Genomic DNA, 18,914 nt, shown 5'->3' with positions numbered 1-18,914 from the left:
AGGGCTTCGAGACGGCCGTGGACCGCCTCCTCAACCCGCAGACTCCACCCTCAATATCCGCCCGCCGCAATATGCTGCGCCGCCGTCGCGAGCGCGTCGGCGACCTCCTCGGCGCCCTCGCGCAGCACGCCGACCGTCACCCGCACGAACTCGTCGCCCGGCCGCACGCGCCCGGCGTTCGAGGCATCCGTCGAATCCGCCGCCGCGAGGAACGGCGTACCAGCAGCCACACGGATGCCGGCGGCCGCGAGCTGCACGAGCGCCGAGCGTTCGCTCAGCACCGGCATCCACAGGTTGATGCCGTCGGCGGGTGCGACCGCGACGCCACGCGCGCGCAACGCGTCGCCGAGCGCGCGTTGGCGTGTGTAGTACTGGCGACGTGCCTCTGCGACCGCGTCGATCGACGCGCCGTCGGTCAGCAGGTCGAGCAGGATCGTCTGCAGCATCCGCGAGGTCCAGCCCGGCCCGAGCATGCGCCGGGCGGTGATCCGCTCGATGAGCTCGCGCGGGCCGCCGACCGCGGCGATGCGGAGGTCGGGTCCGTGCGACTTCGAGAAGCTCCGCACGTGCACGACGCGACCGGGCAGGGAGTTCCCGAGCGTCACGTCGCCTTCGGTCGAGATGAGCCCCGAATGGTCGTCCTCGATGACGATGAGCTCGTCGACGTCGTTCGCCGAGCGGATGACGCGGGCCAGTTCGGTCGCGCGCGAAGCCGTCATCGACGCGCCGGTCGGATTCTGGGCGCGAGGCTGGAGCAGCACGGCGACGGGCCGGCGGAGGAGCGCCCGGGCGAGCGCCTCGGGCACCATCCCGTGCTCGTCGAGGCGCACGGGCACCGCCTCGGCGCCGAGCACGTCGAGCAGGTCGAGGAACGGCGGGAAGCCCGGGCTCTCGACGACGACGCGATCGCCGAATCGCACGAGTTGTCCGAGCGTGCGCGAGATCGCGTCGAGGGCGCCGTCGACGACCATGATCGACTCGGCCTCCGACGGCCACGAGTCGGCGAGCACCGCGGCGAGCGCGGGGATCACGGGCTCGTCCTGGTAGCTGTCCGTCTCGGCGCGAACCGAGACGCGGGAGAGCGCGGGGCCGAGGGCCGGCAGCAGGAGCGGGTCGGGCGTTCCTCGCGAGAGGTCGAGGCGAACCGGATCGTTCGGCGGCGCCATGCCGCGCATGCGCGGCGCGAGCCATGCCGGCGAGTTCTCGCGCACGAAGCTGCCGGCACGGCCGCGCGACTCGATGAGGCCGGCACGCGACAGTGCCTGCCACGCCTGGCTCACGGTGGCGGGGCTCACTGCGAGCTCGCTCGCGAGCTCCCGCACGGTCGGCAGCCGGGCGCCCTGCGGCAGTTCACCCGTGTTGATGAGCCGCGCGAGCACTCCTGCGATGGCGCGCGGCGTCGTATCGGGGAACTCGGCGAGCGCGATCAGCGCCGGGACGTCGACGCGAACGCCGGTCAGATGAGCACCTGCCATATGAATACCTGACATGACCATTGCCTCCTCACGAAGCAAGAGACAAGATAAGTAACCACAGCGTCACAGAGTGAAACAAAAGAGAAATGTTCACGCCGAACAATAACAGAACGGGTCGCGAGTCCCGTTCGGCACTTCCCATCGGCACCACCCTCGGCATCACAGCATTCGCCCGGTGAGCACTGAGCACTGAGTTCCACGCCCAGGGCACACCGTGCGGCGGCAACGACGCCGACCGACTCAGGAGGCACTATGACGATCGTCAGGGCGGCCATCACGCAGACGACCTGGACCGGCGACAAGGAGTCGATGATCCAGAAGCATGAGGACTTCGCACGGCAGGCCAAGGAGCAGGGCGCCCAGGTCATCTGCTTCCAGGAGCTGTTCTACGGTCCGTACTTCGGCATCACCGAAGACGTCAAGTACTACGACTACGCCGAGCCCGCCGACGGCCCGATCGTGCAGCGCTTCGCGGCGCTCGCGAGGGAGCTCGGCATGGTCATGATCCTGCCGATCTACGAAGAGGAGCAGCCGGGCGTCTACTACAACACGGCCGTCGTCGTCGATGCCGACGGCACGATCCTCGGCAAGTACCGCAAGCACCACATCCCGAACCTCGACAAGTTCTGGGAGAAGTTCTACTTCCGCCCCGGCAACCTCGGCTACCCGGTGTTCAACACGGCGGTCGGGCCGATCGGCGTGTACATCTGCTACGACCGGCACTTCCCCGAGGGATGGCGCGAGCTCGGCCTGAACGGCGCGCAGATCGTGTTCAACCCGAACGCCACGAAGCCCGCCCTCTCGAACCGCCTCTGGCAGATCGAGCAACCGGCCGCGGCTGCTGCGAACGGCTACTTCGTCGCCGCACCGAACCGCGTCGGCACCGAAGACAACGAGTACGGCGACCTCGCCGTCACCTTCTACGGCTCGAGCCAGTTCGTCGACCCGCGAGGCAACCTCGTCGGCGAATACGGCTCCGACGAGCACGAGGAGGTCGTGATCCGCGACCTCGACCTCGACCTCATCCGCGAGGTGCGCAACACGTGGCAGTTCTACCGCGACCGCCGGCCCGACTCGTACACCTCCATCCCCAAGCCGTAGCGGTAGGGGAGTAGCGGCGGCGGAGTGGTTTCGATACGCGACTTCGTCGCTACTCAACCACCGGATGAGCGCTACTCGATCACCGGGTCCAACGAAGGAGCGAACCATGGCGACAACTCTCATCACCGGCGGCACCGTCGTGAGCTCCACGGGCCGGGCGCCGGCCGACGTGCTCATCGACGGTGAGCGCATCGTCGGCGTGCTCGAGCCCGGCAGTCAGCTTCTCGGCACGGATGTCGCGGCATCCGTCGACCGGGTGATCGACGCGACCGGCAAGTACGTGATCCCGGGCGGCATCGACGCGCACACGCACATGGAGCTGCCGTTCGGCGGCACCGCGGCGATCGACACGTTCGAGACCGGAACGCGCGCTGCGGCATGGGGCGGCACGACGTCGATCATCGACTTCGCGGTGCAGCGCTACGGCGAGCGCGTGCAAGACGGGCTGGCCGCCTGGCATGAGAAGGCGGCGGGCAACTGCGCGATCGACTACGGGTTCCACCAGATCGTCGGGGGCGTCGACGACGACTCGCTCGCGGCGATGCGTTCGCTCCCCGACGAGGGCGTCTCGAGCTTCAAGCTCTTCATGGCCTACCCGGGCGTCTTCTACTCCGATGACGCGCAAGTGCTGAAGGCCATGCAGGTCTCCCGCGACACCGGGATGCTCACGATGATGCACGCCGAGAACGGGCCGGCGATCGACGTGCTCGCCCAGCAGCTCGTCGACCAGGGCAAGACCGACCCGTACTACCACGGCATCGCCCGCGCCTGGGAGATGGAGGAGGAGGCGACGCACCGCGCGATCATGCTCGCGAAGCTCACGGGTGCCCCGCTCTACGTCGTGCACGTGTCGGCGAAGCAAGCCGTGGAGCAGCTCGCGTGGGCTCGCGACAAGGGCCAGAACGTCTATGGCGAGACCTGTCCGCAGTACCTCTACCTGAGCCTCGAGGAGCAGCTCGGCGCGAAGAGCGGCGAGTGGGGCTCCTTCGAGGGCGCGAAGTGGGTGTGCTCCACACCACTGCGGAGCCGCGAAGAGGGCCACCAAGACGCGATGTGGCAGGCGCTGCGCACGAACGACCTGCAGATGGTCTCCACCGACCACTGCCCGTTCTGCATGAAGGATCAGAAGGAGCTCGGCGTCGGCGACTTCCGCAAGATCCCGAACGGCATCGGCTCGATCGAGCACCGCATGGACCTCATGTACCAGGGCGTCGTCACCGGCGAGATCACCCTCGAGCGCTGGGTGGAGCTCACGAGCACCACGCCCGCCCGCATGTTCGGCCTCTACGGCACGAAGGGCGTCATCCAGCCGGGCGCCGACGCCGACGTCGTCGTCTACGACCCGTACGGCCACACGTCGATCGGCATGGGCAAGACCCACCACATGAACATGGACCACTCAGCATGGGAGGGCTTCGAGATCGACGGACACGTCGACACGGTGCTCTCTCGCGGCAAGGTCATCGTCGACGACAACGCCTATCTCGGCGCCAAGGGCGACGGGCGCTTCCTCAAGCGCGGCCTCAGCCAGTATCTGATCTGACACCGTCCTGACCTAAGGAGCACGCATGGAATTCGGAGCGGTACTGCAGACGAACCCGCCTGCCTCCCGAACGGTGCAGCTCGCGAAACTCGCCGAGGTGCACGGGTTCACGCACGTCTGGACGTTCGACTCGCACATCCTCTGGCAGGAGCCGTACGTCATCTACGGCCAGATCCTGGCGCAGACCCAGCGCATCAAGGTCGGCCCGTTCGTCACCAACCCGGCCACTCGCGACTGGACGGTCACGGCATCCGTGTTCGCAACGCTCAACGAGATGTACGGCAACCGCACCGTGTGCGGCATCGGCCGTGGCGACTCGGCGGTGCGCGTCACGAACGGCAAGCCCGTGACCCTGAAAGAGCTGCGCGAGGCGATCCACGTGATCCGCGAGCTCGCCAACAGCCGGCCCGTCCAGTACCACGACTCGACGATCCAGTTCCCGTGGAGCCGCGGCTCCGAGCTCGAAGTGTGGGTGGCCGCCTACGGCCCGCTCGCGCTCAAGCTCGCAGGCGAGGTGGGCGACGGGTTCATCCTGCAGCTCGCCGACGTCGACATCGCGAAGTGGATGATCACGACCGTGCGGAACGCGGCCGAGGCCGCCGGGCGCGACCCGATGTCGGTGAAGTTCTGCGTCGCCGCGCCCATGTACATCGGCGACGACTGGGAGCACATGCGCGACCAGTGCCGCTGGTTCGGCGGCATGGTCGGCAACCACGTGGCCGACATCGTTGCGAAGTACGGCGAGCATGGCGACGTGCCCGAGGCGCTCACCGACTACATCAAGGGCCGCGAAGACTACGACTACAACGAGCACGGGCGCGCGGGCAACGTGCACACGCAGTTCGTTCCCGACGAGATCGTCGACCGCTTCTGCGTGCTCGGCACGGCCGGGCAGCACATCGAGAAGCTCGAGCAGCTGAAGGCGCTCGGCGTCGACCAGTTCGCGGGCTACCTGCAGCACGACAACAAGGAGGAGACGCTCCGGGTCTACGGCGAGACCGTGATCCCGGCGCTCTCCGAGCACATCACGGCGAAGGCATGACCGAGGTCGGCGCGCGAGAGGCCAACGCGGTGACGGATGCCGCGGCCGTCGTCGCGCCCGGCGACGCCGGTGCTCGCGCTGCACCGCCGCGCCGTCCGGGCGCCGGCCGCGGCGGTCGTGCGGGTCGCGGGTTCGCCGCGTGGATCTGGGGCCTCGTCGGCATCCTCACGATCGCCCTCATCTGGGAGGGCTACAAGCTCCTCGGTCCGGCCGACGGCGTCGTGGTCGGCGACCTGCGCATCATGCCGCGCACGACCGACCTCGCGATGCCGCACGTGTGGCAGATGCTCGGCCGCCTCTTCGAGCCGGTCACGCGAGCGGATGACGCGCTGCCGCTCTGGGCGGCGGTCGCGCTCGCCGCACTCACGACCCTCGGCATCGCCGCGGCCGGCTGGCTCGTCGGCGTCGTCGTGGGCATCGGCCTCGCCCTCGTCATGCAGCGCTGGCGCATCGCCGAATGGGGGCTCCTCCCCTGGATCGTGCTCAGTCAGACCGTGCCGCTCATCGCGTTCGCGCCGATCGTGAAGAGCTGGGGCTCGCGCGTCGAGATCGGCGCGTTCGAATGGCAGGACTGGATGTCGGTGGCGCTCATCGCGAGCTACCTCGCCTTCTTCCCGATCGCGATCGGCGCCCTGAAGGGGCTGCAGTCACCCGATCGCATCCACACCGAGCTCATGGAGACCTACGCCGCCGGCTACTGGCAGACCCTCGTGAAGCTGCGCTTCCCGGCTGCGGTGCCCTACCTCCTGCCCGCCCTCCGGCTGGGAGCGGCGAACGCCGTCATCGGCGCCGTGGTCGCCGAGGTGTCGACGGGGCTGCAGGGCGGCATCGGGCGCATCCTCATCCAATTCGCCGGGCAGGCCTCGGGCGACCCGGCGAAGGCATGGGGACCGATCTTCGGCGCCATCGTGCTCGGCCTCGTCGCCGCAGGCTCGGTGGCCCTGCTCGGGGTCATCCTCTCGAACTACCGACGAAACGAGGAACACGCATGAGCGCCGCTGTCGAGATCACCGGGGTCGACAAGACCTTCGACACCCGCTCGGGCGCGGTGCAGGCCCTCACCGGAATCGACCTCACCGTCGAAGCCGGCGAGTTCGTCTCGCTCATCGGCCCCTCGGGCTGCGGCAAGTCGACGCTCATGCGGCTGATCGCCGACCTCGACGAGCCCACGGCCGGCACCGTCGAGGTGTTCGGCAAGGGCGCGCGGCAGGCACGGCTCGACCAGGAGTACGGCATCGCGTTCCAGTCGGCGGGGCTCCTGCCGTGGCGCACGGTCGCCGCGAACGTCGCGCTGCCGCTCGAACTGCACGGCGTGGCATCCGCCGCTCGCAGCACCCGCGTCGCCGAGCTGCTCGACATGGTGGGCCTCTCGGACTTCGCCGATCGCTATCCCGACCAGCTCTCGGGCGGCATGCAGCAGCGCGTCGCGATCGCCCGCGCGCTCGCCGAGCAACCGCGACTGCTGCTCATGGACGAGCCGTTCGGCGCGCTCGACGAGATGACGCGCGAGAAGATGCAGTCCGACCTCGTGCGCATCTCGGCCGAGACGGGCGCGGCGGTCGTGTTCGTCACGCACTCGATCCCCGAGGCGGTGTTCCTCTCCGATCGCGTCGTCGTGATGTCGCCGCGGCCGGGGCGCATCCAGGAGATCGTGCCCATGCGGCTCGGCGCCGAGGCGGCGCGCGCGGCCCGCACCGAAGAGCTGCGCGAGGAGCGCGCCTTCTTCGACATGGTCACCGCGGTGCGCGAGGCCCTGCACCAGGGCTCGCCCGTCGGCACGGCCCCACGCGGACTGGAGAACCGCTGATGGCCATCGCGACCGCGACGCGCATGGGCCCGAAGACCGAGACGACGTTCCGGGTCCTCGCCCCGGTCGCCGTGGGGGTCATCGTGCTCGGGGTCTGGCAGTTCCTCGTGACCGTCGTGGGCGTTTCCGACTACCTGCTTCCGAGCCCGGCGTCGATCATCGAGGAGTTCATCCAGTTCTGGGAGTCGATCCTGTCGGCCTCGATCCTCACCGGCACGAATGCGCTCATCGGCCTCGTCGTGGGCTCGCTCGTCGGCATCGCGCTCGCCGCGATCGCCGCCCGCTGGCGTGCGGTCGACCAGATGAGCGCCCCCGTGGTCGCCTCGCTCGCCGTCATCCCGATCGTCGCGCTCGCGCCGGTGCTCAACTCGATGTACGGCGCCGACAGCCAGTTCGGCCGGCAGGCGATCGCCGCGCTCGCCTCGTTCGTGCCCGTGTTCATCAACACGCTGCGCGGATTCCGGCAGACCGCGCCCGTGCACCGAGACCTCATGAAGGCGTACGCCGCGAGCTCCGGCCAGGTGCTGCGCACGCTCACACTGCCGACCGCGAGGCCCTTCATGCTCACCGGCATCCGCATCGCCTCCTCCCTCGCCGTGATCTCCGCGCTCGTCGCCGAGTACTTCGGCGGCCCGCGCGGCGGCCTCGGCGGGCTCATCTCCACGTCGGCCGCGTCGAGCGCCTACGCCCGTGCATGGGCGTACGTCGTGGCATCCATCGCCCTCGGCCTCCTCTTCTACCTCGTGACGCTCGGCCTCGAACGGATGCTGCAGCGCCACGCCCCGCAGGCGCGACGACGCCCCTGACGCCAGACCACCACGGCCCCGGGCCTGGCGGACCGCACCAACACCGCACCGCAACACGAAAGGACCGACATGAACCACAGCAGACGTCGCTTCGCGACGATCGGCGCCATCGCCCTGTCGGCGGCGCTCGCACTCACCGCATGCGCGGCACCCGGCGACGGGGATGGCGACGGCGGCGACGGCGGTGACGAGCTCACGCAAGTGAAGCTCCAGCTGCAATGGCTGCCGCAGGGCCAGTTCGCGGGGTACTTCGCCGCGCAGGAGCTCGGCTACTTCGAGGACGAGGGCCTCGACGTCGAGATCATCCCGTCAGGTGGCGACATCGTTCCTCAAGACGCGCTCGCCAACGGCGACGTGGACTACGCGATCGCCTGGGTGCCGAAGGTGCTCGGCTCGATCGAGCAGGGCGCGAACCTCACCGACATCGCCCAGATCTTCCAGCGTTCGGGCACCCTGCAGGTGTCCTTCGCCGACTCGGGCATCGACTCGGTCGCCGACTTCGAGGGCAAGAAGATCGGCTCGTGGGGCTTCGGCAACGAGTGGGAGATCTTCGCGGCCATGGCCGCAGAGGGCCTCGACTCCTCGACCGTGCAGATCATCACGCAGGACTTCAACATGAACGCCTTCCTGCAGGGTGACATCGACGCGGCCCAGGCGATGACCTACAACGAGTACGCGCAGCTCCTCGAGACGGCGAACCCCGACACGGGCGAGCTCTACCAGCCCGACGACTTCAACGTCATCAGCTACCAGGACACCGTCGGCGCCATGCTGCAAGACGCGATCTGGGCCGACACCGAGCGACTCGAGTCCGATGATGAGTACCAGGACACGACCGTCAAGTTCCTCAAGGCCGTCATCCGGGGCTGGGTCTACGCCGCCGAGAACCCCGAGAAGGCATCGGAGATCACGATCGGCGAGGGCTCCGGCTGGGGTCCGAGCCACGAGCTCTGGATGGTCAACGAGACGAACAAGCTCATCTGGCCGTCGCCGAACGGCATCGGCGTCATGGATGAGGCTGCTTGGGACGCCACCGTCGCGGGCGCGCTCTCCGCGGTGAACGAGTCGGGTGCAAGCCCGATCACCGAGGAGCCGCCGGCATCAGCGTGGTCGAACGAGTGGATCCAGCAGGCGCTCGACGAGCTCGAGGGCGAAGGTCTCGACCTCACCGGCGAGAACTTCGAACCCATCGAGGTCGAGCTCACCGAGGGCGGCAACTAGCGACGCCGCGGGTCGAGGAGCCGCGAAGCGGCCACCGAAACCTTCCCAGGTCTCGAAACGCGCTTCGCGCTCCTCGACCCGCAGAGACGACAACACGAAAGGCACCGACGCCATGACCGACAACGTCACCGAGAACCTCACCGAAAGCCTCGATGAGCTCGCCCGCGAGCTCGACCGCGCGCACGTCTTCCACTCCTGGTCCGCGCAGGCGCAGCCGTCGTCGCTCGTCGTGGCGAGCGGCCTCGGATGCCGCGTCTGGGACCACGCCGGCCGGGAGTACCTCGACTTCGCGAGCCAGCTCGTGAACGTCAACATCGGCCACCAGCACCCGGCGGTCGTGCAGGCGATCCGCGAGCAGGCCGCGCTGCTCACGACGATCGCCCCGGCGACGGTGAACCTCGCGCGCGGCGAAGCGGCCAAGCGCATCGTCTCGCACGCGCCATCCGGATTCCACAAGGTCTTCTTCACCAACGGCGGTGCGGATGCCAATGAGAACGCCATCCGCATGGCCCGCTTGCACACCGGCCGCGACAAGATCCTCTCGACCTACCGCTCGTACCACGGCAACACGGGCGCGGCCGTGGTCGCGACGGGCGACTGGCGGCGCATCCCGAACGAGTTCGCCCGCGGGCACGTGCACTTCTTCGGCCCCTACCTCTACCGCTCGGAGTTCTGGGCCGAGTCGCCCGAGCAGGAGTCGGAGCGCGCACTGCACCACCTCGAGCGCGTGATCCTCGCCGAGGGGCCGTCGTCGATCGCGGCGATCCTCCTCGAGACGATCCCGGGCACCGCCGGCATCCTGATTCCCCCGCCCGGGTACCTCGCGGGCGTGCGCGAGCTCGCCGACCGGCACGGCATCCTGCTGATCCTCGACGAGGTGATGTGCGGTTTCGGCCGCACCGGACGCTGGTTCGCCTTCGACGGCTACGACGTGCGTCCCGACCTCATCACCTTCGCGAAGGGCGTGAACTCGGGCTACGTGCCCGTGGGCGGCGTGCTCATCTCCGACCCGATCGCCGCGACGTTCGACGAGCGGGTGTTCCCCGGCGGGCTCACGTATTCGGGGCATCCGCTCGCCATGGCCTCGATCGTCGCGGCGCTCGACACGATGGAGTCCGAGGGCATCGTCGCGAACGCGCGCGACATCGGCGACACGGTGATCGCCCCGGCGCTCGACGATCTCGCCGAACGTCACGCGGTCATCGGCGAGGTGCGCGGCGAGGGCGTCTTCTGGGCGCTCGAGCTCGTCGCCGACGCTGAGACCCGGGAGCCGCTGCCGGCGTCGGCCATGGGCCGAATCAAGTCCGCGCTCGTCGAGCGAGGGCTCCTGCCGTTCGTGCAGGACAACCGAATCCACGTCGTGCCGCCATGCGTCGTCACGTCCGATGAGGTGGCCGAGGCGATGGCGATCTACGATGAAGTACTGAGCATCGCACTCGAAGGAGAGAGCTGACTCATGAGCCAGACATTGACTGAATCCCAGCAGAAGGTCGCCGAGGCGACCACGGTCGAGCACTGGATCGACGGGGCATCCGTCGCCGGCGACTCCGACCGCACCGGCCCCGTCTACAACCCGGCCCTGGGCGTCGAGCAGAAGCGCGTGCGCTTCGCGTCGACCGACGACGTCGACACCGCCGTGCAGGCGGCAGCTCGCGCGTTCCCCGGCTGGCGCGACACCTCGATCGCGAAACGCCAGCAGGTGATGTTCACGTTCCGGGAGCTGCTGAACGCCCGCAGCAACGAGCTCGCGGCCATCCTCACGAGCGAGCACGGCAAGGTGCTCTCGGATGCCGCGGGTGAGATCGCACGCGGCCTCGAGGTCGTCGAGCTCGCATGCGCGATGCCGGGCTACACGAAGGGGGAGCACTCCGAGAACGTCTCGACGGGCATCGACGTCTATTCCACGAAGCAGCCGCTCGGGGTGGTGGGCATCATCAGCCCGTTCAACTTCCCGGCGATGGTGCCGCTGTGGTTTTTCCCGCTTGCGATCGCCACGGGTAACACCGTGGTGCTGAAGCCCTCCGAGAAAGACCCCTCCGCGGCGATCTGGCTCGCGCGGCTCATGCAGGAGGCGGGCCTGCCCGACGGCGTGCTGAACGTCGTGCACGGCGACAAGGTCGCCGTCGACGCGCTGCTCGAGCACCCCACCGTGCGTGCGATCTCCTTCGTCGGCTCGACGCCGATCGCGAAGTACATCTACGAGACGGCGGCGCGCAACGGCAAGCGCGTGCAGGCGCTCGGCGGCGCGAAGAACCACATGCTCGTGCTCCCCGACGCCGACCTCGACCTCGCCGCCGACGCCGCCGTGAACGCCGGCTTCGGCTCGGCGGGCGAACGCTGCATGGCCGTCTCGGTCGTGCTCGCCGTCGACACGATCGCCGACGAGTTCGTCGAGAAGGTCGCCGAGCGGATGTCGCGGCTCACGATCGGCGACGGAACCCGCGGTTGCGACATGGGCCCGCTCATCACGCGCGAGCATCGCGACAAGGTGGCCGGCTATCTCGACGTCGCCGTCGACGACGGCGCTTCGCTCGTGGTCGATGGACGCGGCGTCGAGATCGACGGGGAGCCCGACGGCTTCTGGCTCGGCCCGACGCTCGTCGACAAGGTGCCGACCTCGTCGAAGGTGTATCGCGACGAGATCTTCGGCCCCGTGCTCTCGGTCGTGCGCGTCGACGGCTACGAAGAGGGCGTCGGCGTCATCAACGAGTCGCCCTACGGCAACGGCACGGCGATCTTCACGAACGACGGCGGCGCTGCACGGCGCTTCCAGCGCGAGGTGACGGTCGGCATGATCGGCATCAACGTGCCGATCCCCGTTCCCGTGGCCTACCACTCGTTCGGTGGCTGGAAGGACTCGCTCTTCGGCGATGCCAAGGCCTACGGTCCGCGGGGCTTCGACTTCTACACGCAGGAGAAGGCGATCACCTCACGCTGGCTCGACCCGAGCCACGGCGGCCTGAACCTCGGGTTCCCGCAGCACGACTGACGGTGTCGTGATCAATTGCGCGACCAGGGTTTCACCGAGCCATCGCTCGTAGCGGTCGGCCGACCAGCCGCGTTCCTCGACGAGCTCCCGGTAGATCTCCTCATTGGAGAAGCACCACAGGAGGTCGGTCGCGGCTGATTCGCTGACACCGGGGGCAAGATCGGCATGCAGGTCGTGGATGAACTCCGCGAAGACCCGGGCGCGGCTGTCGAGCACCTTGCGGTAGTCGGCGGCGACCTTCGGGTCGGACGCGGCGGCCTGTCGGTGGATGGAGATCACATCGAAGCTCGTCTCCATCTGCCGGCGTACGAGGCGCGCCCACAACTCCAGGCGGTGAGGGGCCTCTGACTCGGCCGCGGCTTGGGCCATCAACTCGGGGATGTTCGAGTCCCGCAGCATGACGCTGCGCATGCCTTCGAGGAGCGCTCGCTTGTTGCCGAACGCCGCGTAGATCGTCTGAGGGGCGACGCCGGCCTCCGTCGCGATCGCGTCGATGGTGGTGCCGGCCCAGCCGTTGCGTGCCATCAGCGCCCGGGCGGCGGCGATGACCCGGTCCTTGGTCTCCTGGGCCTGACGCTGTCGGTGCGTGGGCCGCGGGGAATCAGAGTTCACGATGTGAGTATAGCCATAATCCATTAAAGAGAGTAGAACTATGTTCAGCCGAGTAACACTCTAATGAGGAGAAGAACATGTCGAAACTCACCGCGAGGAAGGCCGACGCGACGGCTCCCGCGATCGACCGACGGCGCTCCCTCGATGGCACGGCGCGGCTTCTGACCGGCTGGTGCGGCATCGGGATGGTGGCAGCCATCGTGGTGAACGGCCCACTGTCGCAAGCGCTGCAACGAGTGCCCAGCTACTGGAACGCGGGCGCGGGCGATGAGCTCGCCACCTACCTGCACGACGACGGGAACGTCGACCAGATGCTCGTGTTCTTCGCCCTATCGAACCTCATCTTCGTCTTCGCGATCGGGTTCTTCGCAGGCCTTCGACGCGTTGTCAGCCAATCAGCCCTCTCAGACTGGGTGAGCGGCGTCGTATCGATCGGCTCGGCGATCTTCCTGGCGGGCGGGCTGTTGTCTGAGACGCTCTCCACGGGTATCGCCGTGGTGCTGCGTTCGACCCCCGACTACCATCTCGACGTCGACGCCGCCCTCCTCCTCCAGGGCCTGTGGTCGACCGCGATCGCTCAAGGGCAGGTAGCTCTCGGCGTCGTCATCATCACCGTCAGCGCGGTCTCGCTGCGCGCTGGTGGGCTGCCGCGGTGGCTCGCGTGGTTCGGTGTCATCGCCGGCATCGTGACCATCGTGCGGCCAGCGTTCATCACCGACGTGCCGCTGTTCATCGTGTTGTTCCAGCCGACGTTCCTGTGGATCGCTGCCGTCTCCGTCGTCCTCCTCCTTCAGGGAAGGCGCCACTCCGCTGCTCGATGAGAGGTCGAACCAGGTTGATTCGGAACGAAGCTCACGCTGACGGCGGCAGCGCGTCGCGCAGCAGTTCGAGCGCGGCGCGCACCGTCTGGTGCACGACCTCCGACGGGTCGCCGTGGAACTCGAGGCGGGTGTCATTCGTGGTGCCGCGCACGGTGACGGCGGCGAAGACCGTGCCTGGCGGCTGGCCGTCGGCGGACTCGGGGCCGCCCACACCGGTCACGGCGACGGCCGCATCGGCGCCGAGCACGCGCGCGACGCCCGTCGCGAGCTCGCGCGCGCACTGCGCCGACGTGACCGACTCCGCGGTCACGCCGAGGAGTTCGCGCTTCACGCCCTCGGCGTAGGCGACGACGCCTCCGCGGAACCAGTCGGATGCGTCATTCCCCGCGCCGAGCGCGTTCGAGAGCGCCCCGCTCGTGAGTGACTCGGCCGCTGCGATCGTCATGCCCGCGGCCTTCGCGCGCCGCGCGATCTCTGCGGCGACATTCGCGAACTGCTCTGCCGGATCTTGCATCGGCCCCTCCTCGTCTCGATCTGTTCTGCGTACCGCACCGGAGTGAGGTTGTCGGTGTGGAGGCATCCGCTCCGTGCACTCCCGCGCGACGACGTCACTCCCGCTCGGACGAGGCCTCGGTCGGCGCCGGCGCGCGCGCTGATGCGCCCCGGGCGAACGCGGCGACCGCGTCGCGCGCGTACGGCGTCTCGAACGCTGCCCCGATCGTGCGGGCCTCGTCGTCGAGCGCCTCGCGGAAGGAGCGAGCGAGTCCGGCCCGCATGAGTCGCTTCGTCTGCCCGAACGCGTCGGTCGCCCCGTCGAGCCACGACGTGGCGATCTCACGGGCGCGAGCGTCGAGCGCCTCTGGGGCCACGACCTCGGTCACGAGTCCCCAGTCGAATGCCTCCGCGGCCGAGAGGGTGCGCGAGGTGAGGGTGAGCTCGAGCGCGCGACGGGTGCCGACGGCCTCGGGCAGCAGGGTGCTGACGCCGCAATCGGGGGTGAGCCCGACATCCGCGTACCGGCTCGCGAACGTCGCCCGCTCGGAGGCGATGACGAGGTCGGCGACGAGCATGAAGCCGAGCCCGCCTCCGGCGACGGGGCCCTGCACGGCCGCGACGATGGGCTTCGTGCTCCCGCGGAGCACGCGGTGGCCCTCGTGGATCACGTCGGCGAGGTCGGTGATCACGACGCCGGCATCGGGCTGCCCCGCCGCGAGTTGCGACATCGCGAGCACGTCGCCCCCGGCGCAGAACGCACGGCCGTTCGCATCGAAGAGCACGGCGCCGATGTCGTCGCGCTCGGCGATCTCGTGCGCGATGGATCGCCACAGGTGGATCGCGACGGGGTCGACCGCGTTCAGTCGCGAGGGGCGGTTGAGGGTGATGTGGGCCAGCCCGTCGGACACCTCGAACAGGATCGCGTCATCGCTCATGATCGTGGAGTTTAGTTCGAGCGACGTCGCGGCGGGCGGCATCCGGTGTCAGGCGCCGAAGTTCGCTCCCGGTGCCGAGAGCGATCGGACGGCACCGGTGGCGTCGTCGCCGTAGACCCTCACGCCGAACGACGGTGACCAGTCGCCCGCGTCTTCCGTACCGGGCATCGGCGGGAGCTCGACGAGGTCGTACCTGAAGGAGACCGACGACTGGTTCGTCTCCGGCGAGGTCCAGCGGTACACCTCGTCGCTCTCGGGCGAGGCTTCGAGTGACGCGAACGGATCCCCGACGGCGACATCGCCGACTGCAGTGACGACGACGCCGTTCGCGTCGTCGGACGTGAGGCGCACCCAGTGCTCGGGGTCGTATGGTGCTCTTCCCGCCGGAACGGTATCGGCGAGTCGCAGACCGCCCCAGTCGTAGTACGTCGCCGCCGGGGCGTCGCCACGTCCTTCGAACCACGTGTCGACGGGTGTTCCCAGATACTGCGTCAACCCGGCGAGGACCTCGGCGGTGGGCTGGAAGTAGTCGAACCTCGCGAGTTCGGTGTCGTCGTCGGCGATGACGGTGATCCACTCGGCTCCGATCACAATGCGCTCCACTTGGGCGGCCGCCGGCGGGGCCGCCACGGGCTCCTCGGTGGGGGCCGGGGTCGCTGTCGCAGTCGGTGCGGGTGTCGATGAGGCGGTCGGTCGCGGCGTGGGCACGACGGGTTCCGGCACGCACGCCGTGAGCAGTGCGAGGGACCCGGCGACAAGCAGCGAAGCGGCGATACGGCGCCGGCGGAGATTCATGGCTCGACTGTACTGACGAGGACAGGGCTGGCCCCTCAGGGACAGCCCCGATGTACCCCGATCGTTATACGGCCGCGTCGTCATGCGGCCGCGCGCGCGGACTCGAGCCGCGCGGCACGATCGACGAGCACATCGAGCACCGTGCGCACGGCGAGGCGCTCCGCGACATCCGGTCGCACGAGCGCCACGATCTGGCGAGCGGATGCCACGCCCCGCAACGGCTTCAGCACGACGCCTGCCGACACGGGGCCCGACGTGTAGCGCGGCACGAAGGCGATGCCGAGACCCGCCTCGATGAACGCCTCGATGATGCGCATGTCGCTGAACCGCTGGCTTACGTGCATGCGCGTTCCTGCTTGCTGCTCGACTTCGTGCAGGATGCGCTCGAACGGATACCCCATGGGTACCCCGAGCCACGTCTCGTCGACGAGGTCGGCCGCGGTGACGTGCGCACGGCCGGCGAGGCGGTGGTCGGCGGGCAGGCCGATGTCGAGCGGCTCGGTGAGGAGCGGGATGGCGCGCAGGCCCCGCCCGCCCCAGGGGAGTACGCCGGGCATCGTGTGGGCGAGCACGATGTCGTAGTCGCCGGTGTGATCGGCGAACTCCTCGAGCTCGGGGTCGAGGTCGGTGCAGAGCACGTTGAGCCCGGCGACCTGTGCCAGGTCGGTGAGCACGCTCGGCAGTAGTGCCGCGCCGATCGTGGGGAAGGTGAGCAGGGTCACCTCGCCGCTCGGGTGGTTGCGGAACTCGTCCCACAGGGCTGCGGCGCGCTCCAAGGCGATCGCGACGTCGGCGGCACTGCGCGCAAGCGCTTGGCCCGCGCTCGTGAGCACGATGCCCCGCCCGCTGCGTGCGGTCAGCGGCATCCCGGCCTCGCGTTCGAGCACTTTGAGCTGCTGCGAGACGGCCGAAGGGGTTCGACCGGTCGCTTCGGCCACTGCCGTGACGCTGCCGCGCTCGGAGAGTTCGCGCAAGAGGTCGAGTCGGTTCACATCCATGTAGTTAGTCTAAACTATTCATGTAGAACTGTGCGATTGTGCTGAATGGTTTTTCGAGGTTCAATAGGGGAGTCGAACACGTGCAACGGCGCAACGGTCGCTCGACCAGCCTCGTTTCATCTTCGAAAGGAATCACCGTGTTCACCGCCATCCTGCTCATCGTCGTCGTCTCTGCCGCCGCCGTCTCCGGCTCCATCTTCAGCACCGTGCGCGACGGCTACCGTCGCCTGCCGAAGGAGGCGTTCGCGCGCACCGTCTAGGCGCCGCGAGCCCGGGGTCGCAATCCCCGAGCGCAGGGCCGCCGCGCGGGGGAGGGACACTCCGCGGGGCGGCCCTTCGTCGTCGACGTGAGGTTTCATCACGCCCGAGACATCCGATCCTGCTCTGACGGCGTGCGGGCCGTAGAGTATTCGGGTGACCATTCGAGAGCCCCTGAACATCACCGACGCACGTCGGCAGCTCATCGACCACATCTCGGCCCTCGCAGTGTTCCACGGTGATTTCACCCTGACCAGCGGCAAGAAGGCCTCGTACTATGTCGACTTGCGCAAGGTGAGCCTCGACCACCGGGTCGCTCCGCTCATCGGGCAGGTCATGCTCGACCTCATCCGCGATGTGCCCGGCGTCTCCGCCGTCGGCGGCATGACCATGGGCGCCGACCCGATCGCCGCGGCGATCCTGCACCAGGGCGCGGCCCGCGGCCTCGCCTACGATGCGTTCGTCGTGCGCAAGGAGCCGAAAGACCACGGGCGCGGCAAGCAGGTCGAGGGCCCCGACCTCGAGGGCAAGCGAGTAATCGTGCTCGAAGACACGTCGACCACCGGCGGCTCGCCCCTCAAGGCGATCGAGGCCCTGCAGAAGGTCGGAGCCGAAGTCGTCGCGGTCGCCGTCGTCGTCGACCGTGCCACTGGCGCGCGCGAAGTGATCGAGGCCACCGGCGTGCCCTACCTCTACGCGATCGGCTTGGAAGACCTGGGCTTGGCCTGATGAACGCTGACGGGCGCGACGAGAGCGGCAACGAAGGGGGAGCAGACTGGCTGCTCGCCCAACTCGCCGCTGGTCGCCCGTCCGCCCGAAACGAGCCGCCTGTCACGCCGCCTCCCTCTGCGCCCTCGGTGACCCCCTCGGCGTCGCCACCGCCGGCGGTGCCGCCCCCGCCGGAGGCACCGGTGCGCACTCCCGCCCCGCGCCGTGAAGAGGTGCTCGACTGGTTCTCGCTCGCCGACTCGGCTCCATCGGCGACGGATGCCGCGACGCGCGCACTGCCGGTCGTCGGCGGCCCCCTTGATCGCGGCCCCGCAGCCGATCCGCCCGCACCCGAGGAACCGCCCGCGCAATCCGCGCCGTACGCTCCCACCGCTCTGCCGTCGTGGACACCGCCGTTCGCGGTCGGGCGACCCGCCGCTGCGGCCGTGCCGCCGCCCGCGACGCCGCCGATCCCCCCGGTCGCACCGCCGGCCACTCCCGTCTACCTGACCGAGGTCGAGCCTCCCGTGGGCCGGGCAGCGGATCCGCAGACGCCGCCCGTCGCGTCGCCTTCGGTGACGCCCGCGGCGCAGACGCCGCCGTACACGCCGGCTCCGGTGCCGCCCGCGTCGCAGACGCCGCCCGCGTCGCAGACGCCGCCCGTTGCACCACCTCAGGCAGCGACACCGCCGGCACCGCCGGCACCGCCGGTTTCGCACCCACCGGAGACGCCGCCCGGACCGGTCACGCCCGCGGCGCCGTTCGCCCTCACGTGGGGATCGAACGAACTCGAGTCGGAAGATGCAATCCGGGCTGCATTCCGCAGTCTGTCGCAGCCGTTGACCCCTTCGGCTCCCTCGCCCGACTCCTCCACGCCTGCGACTCCCCTGACAGCCGACCCGCCCGCGGTGCCGCCCGTCGCTCCCGCCGAGCGCGTGCTTCCCGAGGCGCCGTTCGCCGACTACACGCCGCCGCCCGTCGCCCGGCAGTCGTTCACGCCGGTGCAGCATCCGACCACACCCGATACCGCGCCTCCCAGCTGGGAGGAGCGTGCGGCCCGACGGTCGCAACTGCCGAACTACGATGCCGAGCTCTGGTCGGCGCTCAACGAGCCCGATCCCGCTGGGGCGACCTCGCCATCTGCGCCCGCGGTGCCGCCCCTGGCCCCGGCACCGCCTGCTGCGTCTCCGCCGTCACCCCCCTCATTGCCGCCTACTGCGTTGCCCGCGTGGCCTGAGCCTGCCGCGCCCGCCGCGCCTACTGCGTTGCCCGCGTGGCCTGAGCCTGCCACGCCGCCCGCGCCGCCCG

The 18,914-nt window shown here is 69.3% G+C and carries 18 protein-coding genes and 1 pseudogene; 13 read left to right on the top strand and 6 right to left on the bottom strand.

All coding sequences use genetic code 11. The annotated features are described in order from the left end of the window. Window positions 1–50: 50 nt before the first annotated feature. Window positions 51–1,490 carry a PLP-dependent aminotransferase family protein gene (locus tag J7E25_RS00090; RefSeq protein ID WP_251038679.1) on the bottom strand — a complete coding sequence of 480 codons (1,440 nt, stop codon included), beginning with the start codon at window positions 1,488–1,490 and terminating at the stop codon, window positions 51–53. Between the two features lie 237 nt (window positions 1,491–1,727). Between J7E25_RS00090 and J7E25_RS00085 the strand changes: the two genes are divergently transcribed. From J7E25_RS00085 to J7E25_RS00045, 9 genes are all read left to right on the top strand, one after another. Continuing rightward, a complete protein-coding gene (locus J7E25_RS00085) occupies window positions 1,728–2,576 on the top strand; it encodes a nitrilase-related carbon-nitrogen hydrolase (protein WP_214866785.1) in 849 nt (282 codons plus the stop codon). Between the two features lie 106 nt (window positions 2,577–2,682). Next, window positions 2,683–4,119, top strand: a complete 1,437-nt coding sequence (gene hydA, locus J7E25_RS00080) for a dihydropyrimidinase (RefSeq protein WP_214866783.1) — start codon at window positions 2,683–2,685, stop codon at window positions 4,117–4,119. Window positions 4,120–4,144: 25 nt separating this feature from the next. Beyond that, a complete protein-coding gene (locus J7E25_RS00075) occupies window positions 4,145–5,161 on the top strand; it encodes a TIGR03842 family LLM class F420-dependent oxidoreductase (RefSeq protein ID WP_214866781.1) in 1,017 nt (338 codons plus the stop codon). After that, window positions 5,158–6,153 carry an ABC transporter permease gene (locus J7E25_RS00070; protein ID WP_214866779.1) on the top strand — a complete coding sequence of 332 codons (996 nt, stop codon included), beginning with the start codon at window positions 5,158–5,160 and terminating at the stop codon, window positions 6,151–6,153. Before J7E25_RS00075 ends, J7E25_RS00070 begins: the two co-directional genes overlap by 4 nt. After that, a complete protein-coding gene (locus J7E25_RS00065; protein WP_214866777.1) occupies window positions 6,150–6,968 on the top strand; it encodes an ABC transporter ATP-binding protein in 819 nt (272 codons plus the stop codon). Before J7E25_RS00070 ends, J7E25_RS00065 begins: the two co-directional genes overlap by 4 nt. After that, window positions 6,968–7,774, top strand: a complete 807-nt coding sequence (locus J7E25_RS00060; protein ID WP_214866775.1) for an ABC transporter permease — start codon at window positions 6,968–6,970, stop codon at window positions 7,772–7,774. The genes J7E25_RS00065 and J7E25_RS00060 overlap by 1 nt, the downstream gene beginning before the upstream one ends. Window positions 7,775–7,843: 69 nt before the next feature. After that, window positions 7,844–8,995, top strand: coding sequence for an ABC transporter substrate-binding protein (locus J7E25_RS00055; protein ID WP_214866773.1), 1,152 nt, complete (start codon window positions 7,844–7,846; stop codon window positions 8,993–8,995). Window positions 8,996–9,107: 112 nt separating this feature from the next. Then, entirely contained in the window at window positions 9,108–10,448 is a 1,341-nt protein-coding gene (locus J7E25_RS00050) for an aspartate aminotransferase family protein (RefSeq protein WP_214866771.1), read from the top strand. 3 nt (window positions 10,449–10,451) lie between these two features. Beyond that, the gene (locus J7E25_RS00045) at window positions 10,452–11,984 is read left to right on the top strand and encodes a CoA-acylating methylmalonate-semialdehyde dehydrogenase (protein WP_214866769.1); all 1,533 of its coding nucleotides are present in this window, start codon (window positions 10,452–10,454) and stop codon (window positions 11,982–11,984) included. On the opposite strand, the gene J7E25_RS00040 is transcribed toward J7E25_RS00045, so the two are convergent. Next, entirely contained in the window at window positions 11,925–12,596 is a 672-nt protein-coding gene (locus J7E25_RS00040) for a TetR/AcrR family transcriptional regulator (protein WP_214866767.1), read from the bottom strand. The genes J7E25_RS00045 and J7E25_RS00040 overlap by 60 nt on opposite strands. 77 nt (window positions 12,597–12,673) lie before the next feature. Here J7E25_RS00040 and J7E25_RS00035 point away from each other — a divergent pair, with 77 nt between their 5' ends. Further along, window positions 12,674–13,417 carry a DUF4386 family protein gene (locus J7E25_RS00035; RefSeq protein WP_214866766.1) on the top strand — a complete coding sequence of 248 codons (744 nt, stop codon included), beginning with the start codon at window positions 12,674–12,676 and terminating at the stop codon, window positions 13,415–13,417. A gap of 31 nt (window positions 13,418–13,448) precedes the next feature. Here J7E25_RS00035 and J7E25_RS00030 read toward each other — a convergent pair whose 3' ends face one another. The 4 genes from J7E25_RS00030 to J7E25_RS00015 form a co-directional block, all read right to left on the bottom strand. Further along, a complete protein-coding gene (locus tag J7E25_RS00030) occupies window positions 13,449–13,931 on the bottom strand; it encodes a CinA family protein (RefSeq protein WP_214866764.1) in 483 nt (160 codons plus the stop codon). A gap of 94 nt (window positions 13,932–14,025) precedes the next feature. Beyond that, a complete protein-coding gene (locus tag J7E25_RS00025) occupies window positions 14,026–14,847 on the bottom strand; it encodes an enoyl-CoA hydratase/isomerase family protein (protein ID WP_214866763.1) in 822 nt (273 codons plus the stop codon). Window positions 14,848–14,895: 48 nt separating this feature from the next. Continuing rightward, window positions 14,896–15,642 (bottom strand): hypothetical protein, encoded by a 747-nt coding sequence (locus J7E25_RS00020; RefSeq protein WP_214866761.1) that lies wholly within the window; start codon window positions 15,640–15,642, stop codon window positions 14,896–14,898. Between the two features lie 80 nt (window positions 15,643–15,722). Continuing rightward, window positions 15,723–16,640, bottom strand: coding sequence for a LysR family transcriptional regulator (locus J7E25_RS00015; protein ID WP_214866759.1), 918 nt, complete (start codon window positions 16,638–16,640; stop codon window positions 15,723–15,725). 137 nt (window positions 16,641–16,777) lie between these two features. On the opposite strand from J7E25_RS00015, the gene J7E25_RS18085 reads away from it, so the two are divergent. From J7E25_RS18085 to J7E25_RS18080, 3 genes and pseudogenes are all read left to right on the top strand, one after another. Further along, entirely contained in the window at window positions 16,778–16,900 is a 123-nt protein-coding gene (locus J7E25_RS18085; protein ID WP_285289775.1) for a hypothetical protein, read from the top strand. A 172-nt stretch (window positions 16,901–17,072) separates the two neighbouring features. Beyond that, entirely contained in the window at window positions 17,073–17,627 is a 555-nt protein-coding gene (gene pyrE / locus J7E25_RS00010; protein WP_251007065.1) for an orotate phosphoribosyltransferase, read from the top strand. Window positions 17,628–17,809: 182 nt separating this feature from the next. Continuing rightward, window positions 17,810–18,914: pseudogene (locus J7E25_RS18080) on the top strand (hypothetical protein); the annotation flags it as partial.

The organism is Agromyces sp. ISL-38 (assembly GCF_018613935.1).
In the GTDB taxonomy this organism is placed as follows: Bacteria; Actinomycetota; Actinomycetes; order Actinomycetales; family Microbacteriaceae; genus Agromyces.
The sequence above is the reverse complement of the archived record's forward strand: the minus strand, read 5'-3'. Positions and strand labels throughout refer to the sequence as shown.

What these genes read in the sequence shown, in the direction of transcription:
- J7E25_RS00090 (WP_251038679.1), bottom strand. Translation starts at nt 1,490, where the DNA reads ATGTCAGGTATTCATATGGCAGGTGCTCATCTGACCGGCGTTCGCGTC.
- J7E25_RS00085 (WP_214866785.1), top strand. Translation starts at nt 1,728, where the DNA reads ATGACGATCGTCAGGGCGGCCATCACGCAGACGACCTGGACCGGCGAC.
- hydA (WP_214866783.1), top strand. Translation starts at nt 2,683, where the DNA reads ATGGCGACAACTCTCATCACCGGCGGCACCGTCGTGAGCTCCACGGGC.
- J7E25_RS00075 (WP_214866781.1), top strand. Translation starts at nt 4,145, where the DNA reads ATGGAATTCGGAGCGGTACTGCAGACGAACCCGCCTGCCTCCCGAACG.
- J7E25_RS00070 (WP_214866779.1), top strand. Translation starts at nt 5,158, where the DNA reads ATGACCGAGGTCGGCGCGCGAGAGGCCAACGCGGTGACGGATGCCGCG.
- J7E25_RS00065 (WP_214866777.1), top strand. Translation starts at nt 6,150, where the DNA reads ATGAGCGCCGCTGTCGAGATCACCGGGGTCGACAAGACCTTCGACACC.
- J7E25_RS00060 (WP_214866775.1), top strand. Translation starts at nt 6,968, where the DNA reads ATGGCCATCGCGACCGCGACGCGCATGGGCCCGAAGACCGAGACGACG.
- J7E25_RS00055 (WP_214866773.1), top strand. Translation starts at nt 7,844, where the DNA reads ATGAACCACAGCAGACGTCGCTTCGCGACGATCGGCGCCATCGCCCTG.
- J7E25_RS00050 (WP_214866771.1), top strand. Translation starts at nt 9,108, where the DNA reads ATGACCGACAACGTCACCGAGAACCTCACCGAAAGCCTCGATGAGCTC.
- J7E25_RS00045 (WP_214866769.1), top strand. Translation starts at nt 10,452, where the DNA reads ATGAGCCAGACATTGACTGAATCCCAGCAGAAGGTCGCCGAGGCGACC.
- J7E25_RS00035 (WP_214866766.1), top strand. Translation starts at nt 12,674, where the DNA reads ATGTCGAAACTCACCGCGAGGAAGGCCGACGCGACGGCTCCCGCGATC.
- J7E25_RS00030 (WP_214866764.1), bottom strand. Translation starts at nt 13,931, where the DNA reads ATGCAAGATCCGGCAGAGCAGTTCGCGAATGTCGCCGCAGAGATCGCG.
- J7E25_RS00025 (WP_214866763.1), bottom strand. Translation starts at nt 14,847, where the DNA reads ATGAGCGATGACGCGATCCTGTTCGAGGTGTCCGACGGGCTGGCCCAC.
- J7E25_RS00020 (WP_214866761.1), bottom strand. Translation starts at nt 15,642, where the DNA reads ATGAATCTCCGCCGGCGCCGTATCGCCGCTTCGCTGCTTGTCGCCGGG.
- J7E25_RS00015 (WP_214866759.1), bottom strand. Translation starts at nt 16,640, where the DNA reads ATGGATGTGAACCGACTCGACCTCTTGCGCGAACTCTCCGAGCGCGGC.